Source organism: Rhodococcus sp. NPDC127593, assembly GCF_042671975.1.
In the GTDB taxonomy this organism is placed as follows: Bacteria; Actinomycetota; Actinomycetes; order Mycobacteriales; family Mycobacteriaceae; genus Rhodococcus_F.
Window position 1 is genome coordinate 64,177 of record NZ_JBHXWI010000015.1, and the last position, 17,758, is coordinate 81,934.

The window sequence follows — 17,758 nt, forward strand, 5'->3', positions numbered from 1 at the left end:
TACTCCGCCCCTCGACCACCGAAAGTGTCAGATGACTCCTTCCTTTGACCCCAACGCCCTCCACACGGGCCTGTTCATCGACGGTGCATGGCGCCAGGCCACTAGCGGCGCCACCTTCAACGTGGAAAACCCGGCAACACACGAAGTCATCGCCGAGGTCGCCGACGGCGGACTCGACGACGCCCTCAACGCCATCGCGGCAGCCGGACGCGCACAGGCGACGTGGGCCACCTCCACCCCTCGCGAACGCGCGGACATCCTGCGCCGCGCCTTCGACCTGGTCAATGCCAACACCGACCGGCTCGCCGCCATCATCACCGCCGAGATGGGCAAACCTCTCGCCGAAGCCAAGGGCGAAGTCGCCTATGGCGCCGAGTTTCTTCGCTGGTTCTCCGAGGAGGCCACTCGTATCGGCGGAGACCACACCACCTCGGTCGACGGCAAGACCCGAATCCTGATCACCAAAGAACCGGTGGGAACCTGTGTGCTGGTGACGCCGTGGAACTTCCCGCTGACCATGGGCATTCGCAAGATCGCCCCGGCGATTGCCGCCGGATGCACGATGGTATTCAAGCCCTCGGAACTGACACCCCTGACGTCCCTCGCCCTGGTCGACATCTTCCAGCAGGCCGGCCTGCCCGACGGTGTCCTCAACGTCGTCACGACCTCCAACGCCGCCGACGTCGTGGAGCCGTGGATGAGCAGCGGAATCGCGCGCAAGGTCAGCTTCACCGGGTCCACCGCGGTCGGCAAGATCCTGCTGCGCCACGCTGCGGACAACGTCATGCGCTCCTCCATGGAGCTGGGAGGCAACGCCCCCTTCATCGTCCTGGCCGACGCAGACGTCGAGCGCGCCGTCGACGGCGCCATGATCGCCAAGATGCGGAACATGGGCGAGGCTTGCACGGCCGCGAACCGCTTCTTCGTACACCGTTCCCTGGCAGAGGAATTCGGCGAGAAATTCGCCAAGAGAATGGCCGAGCTACAGGTAGGCAACGGCGCCCTGGAAGGAACCGAGGTCGGCCCCCTCATCGAACAGGCCGGCCGGGACAAGGTCGAAGACCTGGTCGCCGACGCCCTCGCCAAGGGCGCCCGCATCCTGACCGGCGCCACTCGCCCACAGGGACCGGGGTACTTCTACACTCCCACTGTCCTGACGGACGTTCCCCTGGATGCGAAACTGATGACCACCGAGATCTTCGGCCCGGTCGCGGCGATCACCCCCTTCGACAGCGAGGACGAAGCGGTGCACCTGGCAAACGACACCGACTGGGGGCTTGTCGGATATGTATTCACCGAAAACGTCGACACGGCCATGCGCTTTTCCTCCGCGCTGGAAGTGGGAATGGTCGGCCTCAATACGGGACTCGTGTCGAATCCGGTAGCACCGTTCGGCGGTGTCAAGCAGTCCGGGCTGGGACGCGAAGGCAGCAAGATCGGAATCGATGAATACCTCGAGTACAAGTACACCGCAATAGCACGTTAGATCGCTTTGCGCCAATGAATGAGATAAGGGAAATTCCATGGAGACCCCGGAGGGACTGCTTGTATTAGAGGGACGACCCACGGCACAATTGATTGCCGATCATCTACGGGAACAGATTATTCAAGGGGTCTTCCGACCCGGTCAGCAGATCAACGAATCGGTCCTGGCAGGCCAGCTGCACACGTCCAGGGGACCAGTCCGCGAAGCACTCCAGCGGCTGGCCCAGGAGGGAATACTCGTCAGCTTGCGGAACCGCGGCGTCTTCGTTCCGGAGCTGTCGATCGACGACATAAAAGAGATCTATGCCGTCCGCGAGGCGGTGGAATCAGCTTCCGCAGATATCCTCCTGACCGCCGGACAGGAACAAATCAACCGCACCTGCCAATTCCTGAAAGAGACCCTGACAGAAATGGCAGCGCAGGTTGATATGTCGGATTGGCAAGCGCTCACCCGACTGGACATGAAATTCCACACCTCATTTGTTGAAGGGGCAGGAAACTCGCGCTTGATCCGGATTTACGACACTCTCGTAGCCGAATCGAGAATGTGCATTCTCAACCTTCGAGTCTCTTATCCTCGCGTGGACGTGCTGGTCCAGGAGCACCAGAATCTCTTGGACTTGCTGGAAGCCGGCGACACCGAAGGACTCCAGCAGGCCATCAGTCGTCACATGCACAAGGCCGTCGACGATCTCACCGCAACAACGCACCAGGAGTAACTGAGGCCGAAAACCTCGTCATACCTGGGCGGGGACTGCAGTCGGTTCGTCGGCAGTCCCGCTCGCGGACGGATGTCACCGCGAACCGAGCGACCCCGGGCCGGTTGGCGTTCCGTGCCGGTACAACCGCCCACCACATGACGCGGCACGTGGTGATCAACGGTACCGGCGCTCTCGCGGCCCACGGCACCGGACCCTCCACACGAGTGTCGCGAACAACCGGTCGACACCCCGGGCGGGGAGACGTCAGCGCCACAGCAAGACGGGACCGAACAGGGCACGGTGACGTCGGTGTGATCAGGACTGCACTTCGAGCAGAGCCCTCCAGAGACATGCCGACGACGGCGATGTCCCATCCACCCATGCACGATGCAGATTCACCGAAAAGGCAAGGGAGAGAAGATAATTCTGATAATCAGGCCTATCGTAGATTGTTGACAATTGCTAGGATAGGTCTCGTGCCACCCCATCAAAGGCACGTCAGCCAAGGGCGCAGCCCAAGAACGGAGTAACCATGGTCAAGGCGACCGTCATGAGTGATGCAACAACTGCGGACCCCGGGAAGCACATCCTCAAGTCCACATCCACAACGCCCGGTCAGACCGAAGTGTCCCAAGGCCTCTGGGACGGAAACGGTCTGAGGACGGGGATCTGGGAGGTCACTCCGGGAACGTTCACGAGCACCCGGGACGGCTACAACGAGATCTGCCAGATCCTGAGTGGAACCGCCACCATCACCGAATCGAACGGCAACAGCTTCGACATCGGCCCCGGGTCGCTGTTCGTGACTCCCGCCGGCTGGGAGGGCACCTGGACCATCCACACGACGCTCCGCAAGATGTGGGTTGTGCAGGACATTTCGGGCGCAGTCGACTGATCAGCTGAACTGAAACAGCACCACGACGCAGAAGAGCAGGCCAGATCCCGTGGATCTTGCCTGCTCTTCTGGCTGTGTGCCGTCTGACGCTCCGGGAAATTCCACGTCGGCGCACCCGCCAGCCACCCCACTCATCGAACTCCTCACCACCCGAAGGAAGCCGTTGATGTCCACACCCCTGCACGATCTCGCCCTCCGGGATCTCGAAATCGAGCTTGCCCGGTACCGCGCCGACTACGCCGCACTGAAGGCCCAACAGCTCGCACTCGACATCACCCGGGGCAAGCCGGCACCAGAACAGCTCGACCTGTCCGCAGCGATGCTCGCCCTACCCGGTGACGGTGACTACGTGATCGATGGGATCGATTGCCGAAACTACGGTGATCTCGCCGGCTTGCCCGCGCTGCGTGAGCTGTTCGGTGAGGTGCTCAATATCGCACCCACGAACCTGATCGCCGGTGGCACCTCGAGTCTGGAAACGATGTATGACGTCCTGTCGTTCGCCTGGATCCACGGTACTGGCGAAACGGGCGCACCCTGGTCCTCCGATCCGGTGAAGTTCCTGTGCCCCGTGCCCGGCTACGATCGGCATTTCGCCATCACCGAGTCGTTCGGCATCGAGCTGATTCCGGTTCCGCTGCTCTCCGATGGCCCCGACCTCGCTACGATCCGCGAGTTAGTCTCCGCGGATCCTCACATCAAGGGAATATGGTGTGTTCCCACGTATTCCAATCCGAGCGGGGTGACCTACTCCGAGCAGGTCACCCGCGACCTGCTGAGCATGGAGACAGCCGCCCCCGATTTCCGGATCTTCTGGGACAACGCGTATGCGGTTCATCCCTTGACCGACGATGCCCCGCCCGTTGTCGATGTCCTGAGTATTGCTCTCCGGGCAGGCAACCCCGAACGGCCGTACGTGTTCGCCTCGACCTCGAAGATGACTATCGCCGGAGGTGGAGTGAGCTTCTTTGCTGGCTCCGCCGGGAACGTCGCGTGGTACTTGGGTCATCTCTCGCGTAAGCGCATCGGGCAGGACAAAATCAACCAATTGCGGCACGTTCGGTTCTTTGTCGATGCCGCCGGTGTTCGCGCCCACATGCGCAGACACCAGCAGATTCTCGCACCGAAGTTCGACCTGGTGAATTCCACATTGCAGCGGGAATTGGGTGACTCCGGCATCGCGTCGTGGACGCGGCCGTCCGGAGGTTACTTCGTCAATCTCGAAGTGTTCCCGGGTACGGCCAAGCATGTGGTGGCCCTGGCACACGCGGCCGGCATCACGCTCACGTCCGCCGGTTCTGCTTTCCCGTCCGGCGACGATCCTCGGGACAGCCACATCCGGTTGGCCCCAACTTTGCCATCGGAGCAGGAGTTGCGTCTTGCCGTGGAGGGTTTGTGCACCTGCATCCGATTAGCGGCCGCCGAACTCGTTCGCCGCAATCACCGCGCCGGTGCGTCCCAAGAATTTGCGCCGGTGTAGCCGCCGCGGGGGGTGGTGGGTAAGTGCTACTCACCCGCCCCGCTAGGCCGTGGGTCAGCGAGGCGATCGCGACGATCGGGCGCACGCCGGCGGATCGAGGCCCTCTGCGGCGCATGCCCAAGAATCGCCACTACCTTGTCTGAATCCTCGGACGGAGCAACCAACGGTCATAACCGCCCAGCGCGGTGCCGTAGTCGCCGCGCGCCTCGAGCTCCGGCCGGGCATGGTGAGCAGACGCCGAGTAAATCGCTCGCCGGGACCAGCCGTGCCGAATGCACATCGACACCGTGGCTGGGTCAGGCCGACGCAAGCGCCACTGCGTCGCTCGCAGTACCGCACACGGCTTTCTCGCTGTAGCTTCCCCCGACCTCTCGCCACCAAGGCGATACTCGCTGCCCGTGGAGCGACGACGAGCAGGTGTTCGCGGAAGGTACCGTGGTCGCAAGGGAATGCGAGATGAAGGGTGGCGGTTTCATGCCTCCCGGTATCAAGGCGACCACGGGAAACCTTCCCCACGAACTGACGAGCTTCGTCGGCCGCCGCCGTGAGATCGCCGTGGTTCGCCGGCTGCTCTCCGTGTCGCGGCTCGTGACATTGACTGGTGTCGGGGGTGTGGGAAAGACCAGGCTCGCACTGCGGGTCGCCGCCGAGTCCAGTCGCGCGTTCGATGACGGTGTGTGGTCGGTCGGGTTGGGCGAACTGAACGACCCGGGCGCGGTCGTCGACGCAGTGCTGTCGGCGTTGAGACTGAGCGAGGGCCGCAGCGCCGCACCCGAGTCACTGCTCGTCGAATACCTCGCGGCGCGGAAGCTTTTACTCGTACTGGACAACTGCGAGCACCTCGTGGAACCAGTCGCCGACCTCGCCGTAGCCCTTCTCCGCGCCTGCCCGGAACTCCGGATTCTGGCGACCAGCCGGGAACCGCTCGGAATCGGAGGAGAAGCCGTGCACCGAGTCCCGCCCCTCACGATGCCGGACCCGGACCAGGTGTCGCTGGTCGGCGGGGGGCTGGGCCACTACGAGGCGGTGAACCTCTTTGCCGAACGCGCGACGATGGCGGTCCCGGACTTCGAGATCACCGAGAACAATAATGACGTCATCGCGGCGATCTGCCGCCGCCTGGACGGTCTGCCGCTTGCAATCGAACTGGCGGCCGTGCGGCTGCGGGTGATGTCGGTGGAGCAGATCCTGCAACGGCTGACCGACCGGTACGCCCTTCTGACGACGGGCAGCAGGGGGGCGCCGGCACGGCAGCAAACTCTGCAGTGGTGTATCGACTGGAGCCACGAGTTGTGCTCCCCGACCGAGCGGGAATTGTGGGCGCGGCTGACAGTGTTCTCGGGCGGCTTCGAGCTCGACGCGGTGGAAGGCATCTGCGCTGACACCATGACGTCATCCCAGGTTGTCGACGTGGTGGCGTCGCTGATCGACAAGTCGATCCTGATTCGGGAAGAGGTCGCGGGAGCGGTGCGGTACCGGCTGTTGGAGACACTGCGCGACTACGGTATGGAACGGTTACAGGAGACCTCTGAGTTCGCATCGCTGTTGCGTCGGCACCGGGACTGGTACGAACACTTGGTGCTGCGGGCGGAGTCCGACTGGATCAGTTCACGGCAGGTGTCCTGGGTTGCGCGCCTCGACGCCGAGCAACCCAACATCCGTGCGGCGCTGCAGTTCTGCCTGACCGGTCCGGGTGAGGCGAACGCGGGGAGTCGCATGGCGGCGGCGCTCTACCCGTATTGGCGGGCGCGTGGGAGGCTGCGCGAGGGCATGCGGTGGCTCGCGCAACTTCTGGCGGTGGGCGGTGAGCCCGGCCCGGCGCAGGTCAAGGCGCTATACGTGCTGAGTGTGCTCTCTGGGCTGTACGGCGACCCAGAGGCGTCGGCACTTTACGTCGAACGCGGAGGCGACCTTGCGGCGCAGCTCGGCGATCGCACTGCCAAAGCGCTCATGGCCGATGCCGCCGGCCATCACGCGCTGCTCACCCAGGACGCCGCCACCGCGTGTGAACACTTCGAATCCTCGCTCACGGTCTTTCGCGAGGACGGCAACCTCTTGTACATGATCTGGTCGCTGTTCGGGCTCGCGCTGGCCAGCGACGCGTCCGGCGACTGGTCACGGAGCGACGAGTGCCGGCAGGAGATTCTCGAGCTGACCGGGACGCGAGGTGAGTCCGTCTACCGGGGATGGGTGTCGTGGAGTGCGGGGATGAGGGCCCGGCAGCGTGGCGAGTACTCCCGTGCGAAAGCTCTCGCCACGCGGGGGCTTCAACTCGCTCGATCGGTAGACGACCGCATCAGCGCTGCAGGGTGCATCGAGGTCCTCTCGTGGATCGCTGTGGATGAGGGAGTTCCCCGGCGCGCCGCCAAGCTGATGGGTGCTGCCGAGGCGCTCGCCCAGAGGGTCGGGAATCCGAGCATCATCTACCCGAACCTGCACCTCCAGCATGCGCGGATCGAGCAAGCGGTTCGCCGGGCGATCGGTGACCGCGCGTTCGAGACGGAGTTCCGGCACGGTTTCGAGGCGCGGTTCGAAGATGCCGCAGCGTACGCCGTCGACGAGACGAGCGGATCCGATATCTCGGTCGAGCCGGGAGCGACGAGTCTCACGCGCCGGGAACAGCAGGTAGCCGAACTTGTCGCCGAGGGTCTCACGAACCGGGCGATCGCGGGCAAGCTCGTCATTTCCCAACACACCGCCCAGGGGCATGTCGAGCACATCCTCTCCAAATTGGGCTTCTCTTCCCGTGCCCAGATCGCAGCATGGATCATCGAGCAGAGACACAGCGAGCAGGGCTGAGCACCGGTCTCGGAAGTCCCCGATCGGTGCGTGGCGAGGCCACTGAAGCCCCATGGGTGCGAAGGTGTAGGCTTGCCAACTGTCAACAGGTCGACAAACACGGCAACAACTATCAGTTGACGGTGCATCGGAAAGGCAGCAGCAAGATGACCGGCATCGACAACATGGTCCCCATGTCTCTTCGGGTCACCTCTGCGGTGATCGCGGAGCAGCTGCGGGAACGGATCCTGGACGGCAGCTTCGCACCGGGTGAACAGATCAGCGAGTTACAACTGGCCGCACGGCTGAAGATGAGCCGCGGTCCCGTGCGAGAGGCCGTGCAACGCCTCGCCCAGGAAGGGCTCCTGGTCAGCCACCGCAACCGGGGCGTGTTCGTCGTCGAGCTCGACATCGGCGACATCGAGGACGTCTACCGCGGCCGGCGCGCCATCGAGAAGGAAGCGGCGAGCACCGTGTACGAACGCGGGATTCCACCCGGACTCGTGGCTCGTCTCGAAGAAATCCTGCGAAACATCGCGCAATACATGGACGCCGGCGACTGGCCGAAACTGGCCCGCGAGGACCTCCAATTCCACGAAACAATGGTCGAGGCCGCCCAAAGCCCACGGCTGAGCCGCATGTTCTCCACCCTGGCCGCCGAGACCATGCTGTGCATGTCGGCATTCGACGACCGGTACATCCGGCCACCTACAGCCGTCGAGGAACACCAGCGGTTGCTCGACCGGCTACTCGGGGACGATCTCGCCGAGATGCTGGCGGAGATCGACCGGCACATGACCCACGCGGTCGACTCGCTGACTACTGCACGCCGGGAACGGGACGGCGACGGGTCAATGAACGTGTAGCCGCGTCATTTCGCCCTCCTGGCTTGGCAACCCTGGGGTCGCCGCTGATCAGCCAGCGAATCTCCTCATCGGCCGTGATGAACGGCGAACTGATCTGAACGGCGTTGCCGCACACGAGGTCAGGAAAGTGCTGCGGGACTGACTCGCGGTGCCCGGGTCCCAGCAGTTGGGAAAGCGCACGATCGCCCGCGCTGCGGGGTGAAACAAGAGGGTGCGCCGGTACACGTGAAGGCCGCGCAAGCCGCGGCGAGTCAGCAGCGGAGCGACCGTGTCGAGGCCCGCGATTACACGCTGATCGGCGCGGTTATGGAGGCGGTACGACAACGGTTTCGATGAACCTCTCGGCAGCTCTGGCCGTGTTACTCATGGTTTGCGCGCACTCAGCGACGATAATTTCAGTTATCGCAGTTATCCTCCCAAAAACCGACGTCAGCACGGTTTTGCTCCACGGGATGTCGGGGCATCCGGATATCCTGCGCCGGTGACGATCGAACCGGTGAACGAGGCCCTGCGCGGCCCGGTAACAGTGACAGGCACAATCACGCCCGACACGGCCTCATCTGCCCAGACCACGCCTTGGTGATGTGATCACGCCAACCCGGCGTCATGCCGGGATCGGCTCGAACGTGTCTCACGCCCGGAAAGTGGAATAGCGCAGGGAAATTCGAGACAAACTACGGTGAGACATGTCTCATGTCGGGCTAACGCGCGTAGCCGATTCGCATCGTGTCTCGCGGCGCCGTAGGTACCACCGGCGCCCGGAACTGACACGGCAACCGTTTCAGACTCGGTGGATACCGACCCGCGGGAATCCGCAGCACCCCACAGTGTCTCACCAACCAACGTTTCCGGCCCTCCTTGATCCGAGTGGTCGGTGGCAGATGAGCGTGTCGACAGCCGGTCGGGTCGGTGGGCAGGAAATAGGTTGGACGGGATTCGGTTGAGGTTGATAGCGTGTGCGAAACAGTGACATAACGCGAGGAGGTGAGACCCATGAACGCAATAACCATGTGGGTGCTCCCACTCGTGTTCACGGTTGCGCGATTGACGTAGGTGTCGCGGGGAGCGCCTGTACAACAAGGCAATCCCGAAAGGCAACACCATGCATTTCACCTCTGAGACATCGTCTAACGGTGTCATCGAACGTAATTTCACTCTCGATGAGATCACCGGCGTGCTCTGGTCGCCCACATCAGGAACCGTTGGCGCACCGCTGCTGCTGTCGGGGCACTCCGGCGGCATGCACAAGAAGGCGCCGGGGCTGGTAGCCGGTGCACTCCACATCGTGACCACCTATGGGTTCGCCGTCGCCGCCATCGACGCGCCCGGACATGGTGACCGGCCGCGAAACCTTCAGGATCAGCGGTGGGCCGAGGCGATCCATCAGGCCAGGGCGGCGGGCGAGCCGATCGCCCCGATCGTCATCGACTACAACATGTCGCTGGCGGAGCGTGCGGTGCCGGAATGGCAGGCGACCCTGGACGCCTTGCAGGCGCTGCCCGAGTTTGGCGCCGAAGCGCCGATCGGCTACGGCGGCATGACGTTGGGTGTCGTGACCGGGCTGATGTTGACGGCTGTCGAATCCCGGATCGCTGCCGTGAGCTTCGGTGGGGTTTTCGTGTGCGACGCTCTGATCGAGGCGGCAAGGAAGATCACCGTCCCGGTCGAGTACCGGATTCCGTGGGACGACGAGGAATTCGACCGCACCTCTGGGGTCGCGTTGTTCGACGCCTTCGCCTCGAAGGAAAAGACACTGCACGCCCACCCGGGCAGGCACAACCAGGTGCCCGAATACGAGCGCGACAGCTCGGCCCGGTTCTTCGCCCGCCACCTCGGCCGGGGCGCCGACACGGCTTCGGACTGACGGGACCGGTATCGGCGTCCGGCCCCGCGCCGGACGCCGATACCGCCATTGCCACGAACCCAGCCCTCCGGCACCCCGACCAACCTCATCGGTAGCCAAGCCAAGCACCAACGACCCCACCCGCAAGCCCAGCACTTCGATGCGCCGCGATCTCCGGGTCAGTGAATTCGCGGTCGAGCTGCCACCCGAATTCGAGTTCGAGGGGCTTTGGGCCGCGTTCGAGACTTCCGATGGTCGGGTCCGGTATTGGGAGGCGGTTGACGATCCTGCTGGGCTGCGGTGGCCTCTCTGCGCAGTACTGCCACGACGTATACACAGCGTCCCGGTCTCCACCGTGGCCTCACACAGACGGGCCGGAAGCGGCAGCACCACCATCGGCGGTTGGCGCGATAGTTTCCCCCTCAATCGCGATAGGTTGCCGGGGGTGGGCCCGCGCTCGGCCCGAGCGGAGTGGCCAGCCACCGGTCGTACAGGCGCATCCAGATTCCGTCGGCGCGTATGCGGTCGAGGGTGCCGTTGATGAACCGCACCAGGTCCTCCTTGCCTTTGTTGACACCGATTCCCCAGTGCTCCGCCTCGAGCTGTGGCCCCACGATCTGAAAATTCCGGTCCTGGGAGGCGAGCCCGGCGAGGAGCGAGTCGGAGGTGCTGACCGCGTCGGCCTGCTTCTTCTGCATGGTGACGAGGCAGTCGTCCCAGTCGGGGACTGCGATGATCGTGGCGTCCGGCGCGACCCGTTGGACGGTGGAAAGCGAGGTGGTATCGACGAAGGTGCAGACCCGTTTTCCCGCCAGGTCCGCCGGTCCGATGATGTCGGAACCCAGCGGGACCAGAATGCGTTGAAAGGCGCGGAAGTACTCGGTGGAGAAGCTGACGCGTCGTGCGCGTTCACACGTGATCGAGGTGGCGTGGACGACGACGTCGACGTCATTGTTCTCGAGTGCGGAGAACCGGCCGGCGGAGGTGAGCAGCCGGAACTCGACTTTCGTCGGATCGCCGAAGATGTCCCGGGCGACCTCCTTCGCCAAGTCGATGTCGAACCCCTGCAGGGTGCCCGTGGTCGGGTCTCGGAAGCTGAACAGATTGGTGTTCTGGTCGACGCCGACGATCAATCGGCCCCGCCCCGCGATCTCGGCGAGTGATCCACCGGGCGGCATCTTCCCGGGCGGGGGCTGCGGGCCGGGACGCAGGCTCGCGAGCGCCCCACACGACTCGGGGAGCGGTGGTTCCGGCGGAGGACTGTTCGTGGGCGGGATGATCTGTGCGCCGTCCGTCATCGGACGTGCGGTGTACGTGGCCGCGATGGTCGGGGTGAGAGGGTCGGGTGCCGCGCAGCCGGCGAGGACGGCGACGGCGAGTACGCCGACGAGGTGCCGGGCGCACCGTCTTGCCCCCGGTCTCGAAAGCCTCACCTGTGTCATCAGTGGTACTCGTTCAGTCGCGGCCAGATACCCCCGCCGACGGCGAATCCGCAGGACACGCCGATAACCATGCTACCCACGGCCAGTGACGACATTGATCGGTAGGCGTCCGTCACAGCGTTGGCCTCGTCGTCGCGGAGTCGGTCGATCGCGTTCCGGAGGGACTCGTCCAGGGCGGCGAACTGCGCCGACGACGTGCGGGAGCCGGATCCGGCGGCGATCGCCGCGGCGGTCGGGTAGTCACCGCGCTCGAGGGCGATCTCGATATCCCGGTGCGCGGCCAGCCAGCCGTCGCGGGCAGTCACGGCGTCGCGGAGGTTCTGCTCGGCGGCGCGACCATGCGAGCTGTCCAGCTGTCGGGTGAGTTCGTCGGACAACGCCTGGGCGTGCCGCGCGTAGTCGATTTCCGACTGGGTGTCGGACCCGCGTTTCAGGATGGCGAGGGTTTCGTCGGCGCGGGCCTGCTGCGCCAGGATGCGAGCGCGGGCGACAGCGTTGATCGGTTGCGTTCCTTCGGTTCTCGCGTGTTCGCTTGCGGACGTCGACACCAGGCTTCCGCCGATCAGCCAGAACAGGAGTCCGGCCATGAGCAGGGTGGCGACAGCGAGGCCGGGGTTGAACCGGCGCTTGCTCTTCCGGATGAGGTACAGCTGGGCGAGGACGAGGGCGACGAGGGCGGCCGCGGTCACCGTGAAGGCGGCCGCGGGCAGTTGGGCGGTGTGCGTCTGGGTCTCGGCGACCGCCTCGGCCTGGTGGACGTAGAGTCGCTCCGCCAACGGGAGGATGGTGTCCTGCATGAGCGCGGACGCGTCGGACAGATACGCCACCCCGACCGGGTTGCCGGCCCGGTCGTTCGCCTGAGCCGTGGCGACGAGGTTGAAGTACTCGGCGAGGTTGCGCACGACGTCCGACAGCAGCGCCAGCGATTCGGCGTCCTGCGACGACACCCCATTGGTCGCCGTGACCAGCGCGTTCGATGCGTCTCCGATCGCCTGGGTGAACTGCTCCGCGCCGGCAGTCGACTCGACACCACCGCCACCGGAGACGAAGGACGTGGTAGCCGCGGCATCGGCGATCGACAGCGAGCTGTAGAGGGCCTGGGCGGCGTTTGCCAGGGGCTCGGTGTGGGTGCGCAGCGTCTCGACCCGCTGTTGCCGCGCGCCGACCGCCGCCGAGGTGATCGCGCCCGCGGCGATGACCGCGGCGATGAGCGCGATCCCCAGCACGGTCAGCCGTCCGGGCGTGGACGCGAAGAATTCGACCCACGGCCGGCGGCGGGCTTCGGGCTCGACGAGCAGGTCCTCGTCGAGCGTGGGGGCTTCGGTGACGGCGTGATCGCCGCGGTGGAACATCCGGTCCTCCTGCACCGCCTCCGCGGTTCCGGTAAGAGCACCGATCCGGGCCGCGGGGCTGAGTTCAGTGTGCACCGACGGTGCCGACCGGCGCACCGACTCGGGAAACAGACACCGTAGGAACCAGATTTCCGGTGATCGGGACGGCTGAGCCCGGGTGGAACCGGGTACTCGCACGGTATGGAGAGCTGGGTGTGCCGCTCCGCGCTGTCGCTGTTGGTGGCGGGGCTCGTCGCGTCCGCGTCCGGATGGACGGCCCACTCGGCACCGACGCCCGACAGGATCGACGAGGTGCCCGGGCGGACGGCACTGTCGTTCATGCACACCCCGAGCGGAACCCGCGTCGGGACGGCGAATCAGGGGGAAGCCAGGCCGGGGTTGTCGATCGTGAAACTGTATGTAGCGGACTACATGCTCCGGCACGGCGACGGCTCGCCCGAGGACCTCGCGCTCGGACAGCGGATGATCCGCGACAGCGACGACAACGCCGCCTCGCAGGCGTACGCCAAGTACCCGCAGTCGATCGATGTGATCGCCGCCGAGTATCGGCTCACCAGTACCCGTGGCTCCGGCGTCTGGGGCGATGCGGTTACCAGCACCGCGGACACCGTGACTTTCCTCGAGGCGAAGAAGACCACCGATCCGGACAGCCGCATTCTGGAGTGGATGGCCACCGCCGCCCCCGTCGCCGCCGATGGAACCCATCAGAACTGGGGCACCGGGCGGTTGCCGTCGGTGACCGGAACCAAATGGGGCTGGTCGGACTACGGGCCCGGCATTGTCGCTTCCGCGTCCTTCGGGCCCGATTTCTCGGTATCGGCCAACACGTACGGCACCACCGAGCAGCACACCAGTGACGTTCTCGGTGCCTTCGCGGAGGACCCGGCGTCACCCCCACCGCAGGTGGCGCAGGATCCCATCCAGGAGTTGATCGACCGCTACAACACCATGAACGATCCCCGCATCGACCAGCTTGCCGGACTCATCCCGTCCGACTGGTCTCTGCCTGCAGGTGTCGCACCTCCACCGTGAGCATCGATGCGTCGACCGGTCAGGCCCTCGAGCAAGGGATTCGAGTAGCCGACTACTCGGTTCAACTGTCGGATCCCTCGTACGGTCGGTCCTGTGTCGCATCCGTGATTCGACGAGGGGACACCGAAATAGCTTGGTCGACAACCCCTCAGGGCTTTTTCTCGCCACTGGGCAGGCGAATCAATTCTCCTTCTCGTTTGGAGACATCTGGAAGGGGCCGCAGTTCGCGACGCGAGACTCGATGCCAGCCAGGGCGGTGGTGGCACGAAGATCCTGATGACGCAGTGGCAGGGCACCGCCAACGAACCGGTGTTCGGCGGCCCCAGCAAGCAGTCCGCCTCAGGTTTCGCTGGTTCCTTCGGACGGTCAAGCGTTGCATGAACTCTCCGTTCCCGGTGGAGCCTCTGGGGACGAGATGTTCGAGTCGCTGGATCAGTGGGCGGTTCAGGTCGACGCCGGCGTACCGGCATTGGTTCGACGCGCGGGCGCGTAGTCGCTGATGGAATGGGTCGGAAAGCCATCAAAATCACCTCGAGGGCCAGTTTGTCAGCACAAACGATTGACTTCGCTCTCGGCGCGCAGCACTGTCGTAGAGACACACGCCGCACCGACCAGTTCCGGAGTCGATCTTGACCAACATCAACCCCACCGAAATCGCAGTAGCAGTCGCCGGATTCGGCTGGATGGGCCGAGTGCACACGAACGCGTATCTGCGTCAGCGCCACCACTTCCCGGAAGCGCCGTCGATCCGTCTGGGCGCCGTCGCCGACGAGGTACCCGGCCGCGCCGAGGAGGCTGCCGCCCAGTTCGGGTTCGGCGCAGCGCTGACCGACTGGCGTGACATCGCCGCCGACGAGAACATCGACGCGGTCAGCATCACCGCACCCAACTTCCTGCACCGCGAGATCGGCGTCGCGATGGCCGAGGCGGGCAAGCACATCTGGATCGAGAAGCCGGTCGGCCTGTCGTCCGAGGATGCGAAGGCGGTCGCCGCCGCCGTCGAGAAGGCAGGCGTCCAGTCGACCGTCGGATTCAACTACCGAAACGCACCGGCCGTTGCGATGGCGCACGACCTCATCGCGTCGGGCGAACTGGGCACCATCACGCACTCGCGGTTCCGCTTCCTCAGCGACTACGCCGCGCATCCGGACGGCGCGCTGAGCTGGCGTTACGAGAACGCGCGCGGTGGGTCGGGCGTTCTGGGCGACCTTGCCTCGCACTGTGTCGACCTGGTCCGGTACCTGCTCGGCGACATCGACGCAGTCGTGGCCGACACTGCGATCTTCATCCCCCAGCGCGCCATCCCGACGGGTGCCACCAGCGGGCATGCGCGCGCGACGGGCGGCAAGTTGGGGCCGGTGGAGAACGACGACTTCGTCAGCGCGCTGGTTCGCCTGTCATCGGGCGGACGAGTAGCGCTGGACGCCAGCCGCGTGGCCGTCGGCGAGCAGAACAACTACGGGTTCGAGATCCACGGCACCAGGGGTGCGGTCTACTGGGACTTCCGCCGGATGAACGAACTCGGAACGAGCCTCGGGAGCAAGTACCAGGACCAGTCGATCACCACGGTATGGGTGGGTCCCGACGCCGGAGCGTACGCCCGCTTCCAGCCGGGTTCCGCGTCCTCGATGAGCTACGACGACCTCAAGGTCATCGAGGGAAACAACTTCATCACCTCGATCGTCGACGGAAAGCCCCAGGGCGCAACGATCGCCGACGCCGTGGCCGCGGCCGAAACCCTCGACGCCATCACGGCATCGATCGGATCTCGTGCATGGGTCGACGTGCGCTGATCCGATCCGCACAGCCTGGCCCCGGGGTTACGCTTTATCGGTTATCGGGTCAATTCCCGTAGGCGCCTTTCTCCGCGGAGGTTGGTATGAATGCCAAACCGTTCGGCTTGGGCTTTGCAATTCTCGCGTTGGCAATTTCGGCGGTCGCCTGTTCGTCGGACAGTTCCTCTGACTCCGAAGACAATTGCGTCCGCGCTACAGACAGTGAACTGGATGCGCTCTTCACCAGTTGGAATGATGCACTGGTAAGCGGCGACGCGAGCAGGGTAGCCGCGTTGTACCGGCCGGACGCGGTGCTGCTGCCGACTCTGTCGGTGCCAATCGCCGACACTCCGGAGGAGATAACGGAGTATTTCGTCAACCTGATCAAGGCCGATCCGACAGCCCGAATGGAAGAAAGTTTCAAATATTCGGACTGCAACCTCGCATACAACGTGGGCCGCTGGGTCATCAATGCCAACGGTCAAGATGTGGCGGCCAGGGTGACATGGGTCTATCGGTACGAAGACGGAAAGTGGTTGATCGCCAACCACCATTCCTCGGTCAACCCGTAGAGCCGAGTCACGGGTCGACGGCCGCTGACAAATTTCGGTGTGTTCGCCGGGACCGCCTGAGCTTTCATCACTTTTCACCTCTCGGTGTTCAGTGCAGGCGGTCACGGCGCGCACCGTCGTCTCTAGGACGCCTTGGCTCGTCGGCCCGCGACGTAGACCTCGGAGATGGACGTATCGTGAATCCCCATCAGCAGCGCGAACAGGGTCTGATCGCGGGCCAGGTCGGGGTCGGCGGCGCGAACGGCGTTGCGCAGCAGCCCGTCGAGCGTCGGTGTGCCGGACGGGTCGACGACGACGAAGTCGGCTTCCTTCCCGACGTCGAAGTTGCCGAACCGGTTCTCCATGTCCAGGGCCCGGGCACCGCCGAGGGTGCCGACGAACAGCATCTCGGCCGGATGCATCGACACCCCGTCGTCGCCCGCCTCGGTGATGTGCACCTTGAACGCGTCGCCGAGCACCCGGGGAATCAGCCATTCGTCGCCGCCGCCGAAATCGGTTCCCACCGAGATGTTCACGCCAGAGGCGACGGTGCGCTTCCACGGCATCGTTCCGGATCCCAGGAACAGCTGCGAGATCGGGCAGTGCGAGACGGACGTACCGGTCTCGGCCATCCGTTCGAGCTCGACATCCTGACAGTGCACACAGTGCGCGAGGATGGTGCGTCGGCCCAGCAGGCTCTTGCCGCCCACTTCCGAGCCGGGCAGGAACTTCCCGTCATAGGTGTCCAGGTATGAATCCACCTGATAGGTCTCTTTGGTCGAGTCGACCTCGCCAGTGCCCGGGCGATTGTTCTCGTTGAGGTGCGAGTGCACGTACACGCCGCGGTCCCGCACCTCTTCGTAGAGCTCCCCGAGGTTCTTCAGGGTTTCGGGCGTCACCGACAACGAGAACCGCGGGATGATCGCGACGTGCAGCAACGCGGTGGCGACATCGCCGGTGTCGGCGCCGTGCCATTTCTCGATCTCCTCACGGGTGAGCCGGATTGCGTCCTCTTCGGAGGTCATCAGCGGCTGAGCGGTTTCGCCGCCGACGGTCTGAATTCCGCGGCCGCTGACGATGCGCAGACCGGCCTTCTGCGTCTCGGTGAACAACGCGTCCTGCGCATGCGGGAACGCCGACCCGAACACCATGGCGGCCGTGGTGCCCGCCGAGATGCGCCGGTTGGTGAATTCGACTGCCGCCTGCTGCGCGAACTCCGGGTCCGAGAACTTCGTCTCCGACGGGAACATGCACAGGGTCAGCCATTCCAGCAGCTGGCCGCCGCCGTAGGAGTCGCCGGCGTAGGTCTGCGGGAAATGGATGTGGGTGTCGACGAACCCCGGCAGCAGAAAACCGGGCCTGTGGTCGTGCACGGTGCCGGACTCGTACTCCGACGGGATCTCGGCTCTGTCACCGCAGAACGCGATTCGCCCGCCGTCGTCCAGCACCAGGGCGCCGTCGGGAATCGATACCAGGGCAGCCGCGGCTTCGGTCACTTTCGGCGCGCCGGCGATGTGGAAGATGTGCCCGAGATGAGTGTGCGTGGCCATGCGATGAA

Annotated in this window: 13 protein-coding genes; 10 read left to right on the top strand and 3 right to left on the bottom strand. The window is 64.8% G+C overall.

Annotation, left to right across the window (positions count from 1 at the left end):
• Nucleotides 1-31: 31 nt before the first annotated feature.
• The 7 genes from ACFVJ3_RS16195 (at nucleotide 32) to ACFVJ3_RS16225 (ending at nucleotide 10,069) form a co-directional block, all read left to right on the top strand.
• Nucleotides 32-1,486 carry an NAD-dependent succinate-semialdehyde dehydrogenase gene (locus tag ACFVJ3_RS16195; protein ID WP_378452986.1) on the top strand — a complete coding sequence of 485 codons (1,455 nt, stop codon included), beginning with the start codon at nucleotides 32-34 and terminating at the stop codon, nucleotides 1,484-1,486.
• A 37-nt stretch (nucleotides 1,487-1,523) separates the two neighbouring features.
• Nucleotides 1,524-2,204 (top strand): GntR family transcriptional regulator, encoded by a 681-nt coding sequence (locus ACFVJ3_RS16200; RefSeq protein ID WP_378452987.1) that lies wholly within the window; start codon nucleotides 1,524-1,526, stop codon nucleotides 2,202-2,204.
• Nucleotides 2,205-2,736: 532 nt separating this feature from the next.
• Nucleotides 2,737-3,081 carry a cupin domain-containing protein gene (locus ACFVJ3_RS16205; protein WP_378452988.1) on the top strand — a complete coding sequence of 115 codons (345 nt, stop codon included), beginning with the start codon at nucleotides 2,737-2,739 and terminating at the stop codon, nucleotides 3,079-3,081.
• Nucleotides 3,082-3,247: 166 nt separating this feature from the next.
• Nucleotides 3,248-4,561 (top strand): aminotransferase, encoded by a 1,314-nt coding sequence (locus ACFVJ3_RS16210; protein WP_378452989.1) that lies wholly within the window; start codon nucleotides 3,248-3,250, stop codon nucleotides 4,559-4,561.
• A 474-nt stretch (nucleotides 4,562-5,035) separates the two neighbouring features.
• A complete protein-coding gene (locus ACFVJ3_RS16215) occupies nucleotides 5,036-7,360 on the top strand; it encodes an ATP-binding protein (protein ID WP_378452990.1) in 2,325 nt (774 codons plus the stop codon).
• 146 nt (nucleotides 7,361-7,506) lie between these two features.
• The gene (locus ACFVJ3_RS16220) at nucleotides 7,507-8,205 is read left to right on the top strand and encodes a GntR family transcriptional regulator (protein ID WP_378452991.1); all 699 of its coding nucleotides are present in this window, start codon (nucleotides 7,507-7,509) and stop codon (nucleotides 8,203-8,205) included.
• Nucleotides 8,206-9,307: 1,102 nt separating this feature from the next.
• Nucleotides 9,308-10,069: an alpha/beta hydrolase gene (locus ACFVJ3_RS16225; RefSeq protein WP_378452992.1), complete on the top strand. Its 762-nt coding sequence runs from the start codon at nucleotides 9,308-9,310 to the stop codon at nucleotides 10,067-10,069.
• A gap of 401 nt (nucleotides 10,070-10,470) precedes the next feature.
• On the opposite strand, the gene ACFVJ3_RS16230 is transcribed toward ACFVJ3_RS16225, so the two are convergent.
• Together ACFVJ3_RS16230 and ACFVJ3_RS16235 are read right to left on the bottom strand one after the other, a co-directional pair.
• On the bottom strand, nucleotides 10,471-11,490 hold the full coding sequence (locus ACFVJ3_RS16230) for a glutamate ABC transporter substrate-binding protein (protein WP_378452993.1): 1,020 nt from the start codon (nucleotides 11,488-11,490) through the stop codon (nucleotides 10,471-10,473).
• The gene (locus ACFVJ3_RS16235) at nucleotides 11,490-12,938 is read right to left on the bottom strand and encodes a hypothetical protein (protein ID WP_378452994.1); all 1,449 of its coding nucleotides are present in this window, start codon (nucleotides 12,936-12,938) and stop codon (nucleotides 11,490-11,492) included. Before ACFVJ3_RS16235 ends, ACFVJ3_RS16230 begins: the two co-directional genes overlap by 1 nt.
• An 84-nt stretch (nucleotides 12,939-13,022) precedes the next feature.
• Between ACFVJ3_RS16235 and ACFVJ3_RS16240 the strand changes: the two genes are divergently transcribed.
• The 3 genes from ACFVJ3_RS16240 to ACFVJ3_RS16250 all read left to right on the top strand — a co-directional run bounded on the left by ACFVJ3_RS16240 (nucleotide 13,023) and on the right by ACFVJ3_RS16250 (nucleotide 16,221).
• On the top strand, nucleotides 13,023-13,874 hold the full coding sequence (locus ACFVJ3_RS16240) for a hypothetical protein (RefSeq protein ID WP_378452995.1): 852 nt from the start codon (nucleotides 13,023-13,025) through the stop codon (nucleotides 13,872-13,874).
• A gap of 629 nt (nucleotides 13,875-14,503) precedes the next feature.
• A complete protein-coding gene (locus ACFVJ3_RS16245) occupies nucleotides 14,504-15,667 on the top strand; it encodes a Gfo/Idh/MocA family protein (protein ID WP_378452996.1) in 1,164 nt (387 codons plus the stop codon).
• Nucleotides 15,668-15,753: 86 nt separating this feature from the next.
• Nucleotides 15,754-16,221, top strand: a complete 468-nt coding sequence (locus ACFVJ3_RS16250; RefSeq protein ID WP_378452997.1) for a DUF4440 domain-containing protein — start codon at nucleotides 15,754-15,756, stop codon at nucleotides 16,219-16,221.
• A gap of 122 nt (nucleotides 16,222-16,343) precedes the next feature.
• On the opposite strand, the gene ACFVJ3_RS16255 is transcribed toward ACFVJ3_RS16250, so the two are convergent.
• Nucleotides 16,344-17,750 carry a guanine deaminase gene (locus tag ACFVJ3_RS16255; protein ID WP_378452998.1) on the bottom strand — a complete coding sequence of 469 codons (1,407 nt, stop codon included), beginning with the start codon at nucleotides 17,748-17,750 and terminating at the stop codon, nucleotides 16,344-16,346.
• Nucleotides 17,751-17,758 lie beyond the last annotated feature (8 nt).

Bases quoted from the DNA above. Each gene is read 5' to 3' on its own strand.
- ACFVJ3_RS16195 (WP_378452986.1), top strand. From the start codon at position 32: ATGACTCCTTCCTTTGACCCCAACGCCCTCCACACGGGCCTGTTCATC.
- ACFVJ3_RS16200 (WP_378452987.1), top strand. From the start codon at position 1,524: ATGGAGACCCCGGAGGGACTGCTTGTATTAGAGGGACGACCCACGGCA.
- ACFVJ3_RS16205 (WP_378452988.1), top strand. From the start codon at position 2,737: ATGAGTGATGCAACAACTGCGGACCCCGGGAAGCACATCCTCAAGTCC.
- ACFVJ3_RS16210 (WP_378452989.1), top strand. From the start codon at position 3,248: ATGTCCACACCCCTGCACGATCTCGCCCTCCGGGATCTCGAAATCGAG.
- ACFVJ3_RS16215 (WP_378452990.1), top strand. From the start codon at position 5,036: ATGCCTCCCGGTATCAAGGCGACCACGGGAAACCTTCCCCACGAACTG.
- ACFVJ3_RS16220 (WP_378452991.1), top strand. From the start codon at position 7,507: ATGACCGGCATCGACAACATGGTCCCCATGTCTCTTCGGGTCACCTCT.
- ACFVJ3_RS16225 (WP_378452992.1), top strand. From the start codon at position 9,308: ATGCATTTCACCTCTGAGACATCGTCTAACGGTGTCATCGAACGTAAT.
- ACFVJ3_RS16230 (WP_378452993.1), bottom strand. From the start codon at position 11,490: ATGACACAGGTGAGGCTTTCGAGACCGGGGGCAAGACGGTGCGCCCGG.
- ACFVJ3_RS16240 (WP_378452995.1), top strand. From the start codon at position 13,023: ATGGAGAGCTGGGTGTGCCGCTCCGCGCTGTCGCTGTTGGTGGCGGGG.
- ACFVJ3_RS16250 (WP_378452997.1), top strand. From the start codon at position 15,754: ATGAATGCCAAACCGTTCGGCTTGGGCTTTGCAATTCTCGCGTTGGCA.
- ACFVJ3_RS16255 (WP_378452998.1), bottom strand. From the start codon at position 17,750: ATGGCCACGCACACTCATCTCGGGCACATCTTCCACATCGCCGGCGCG.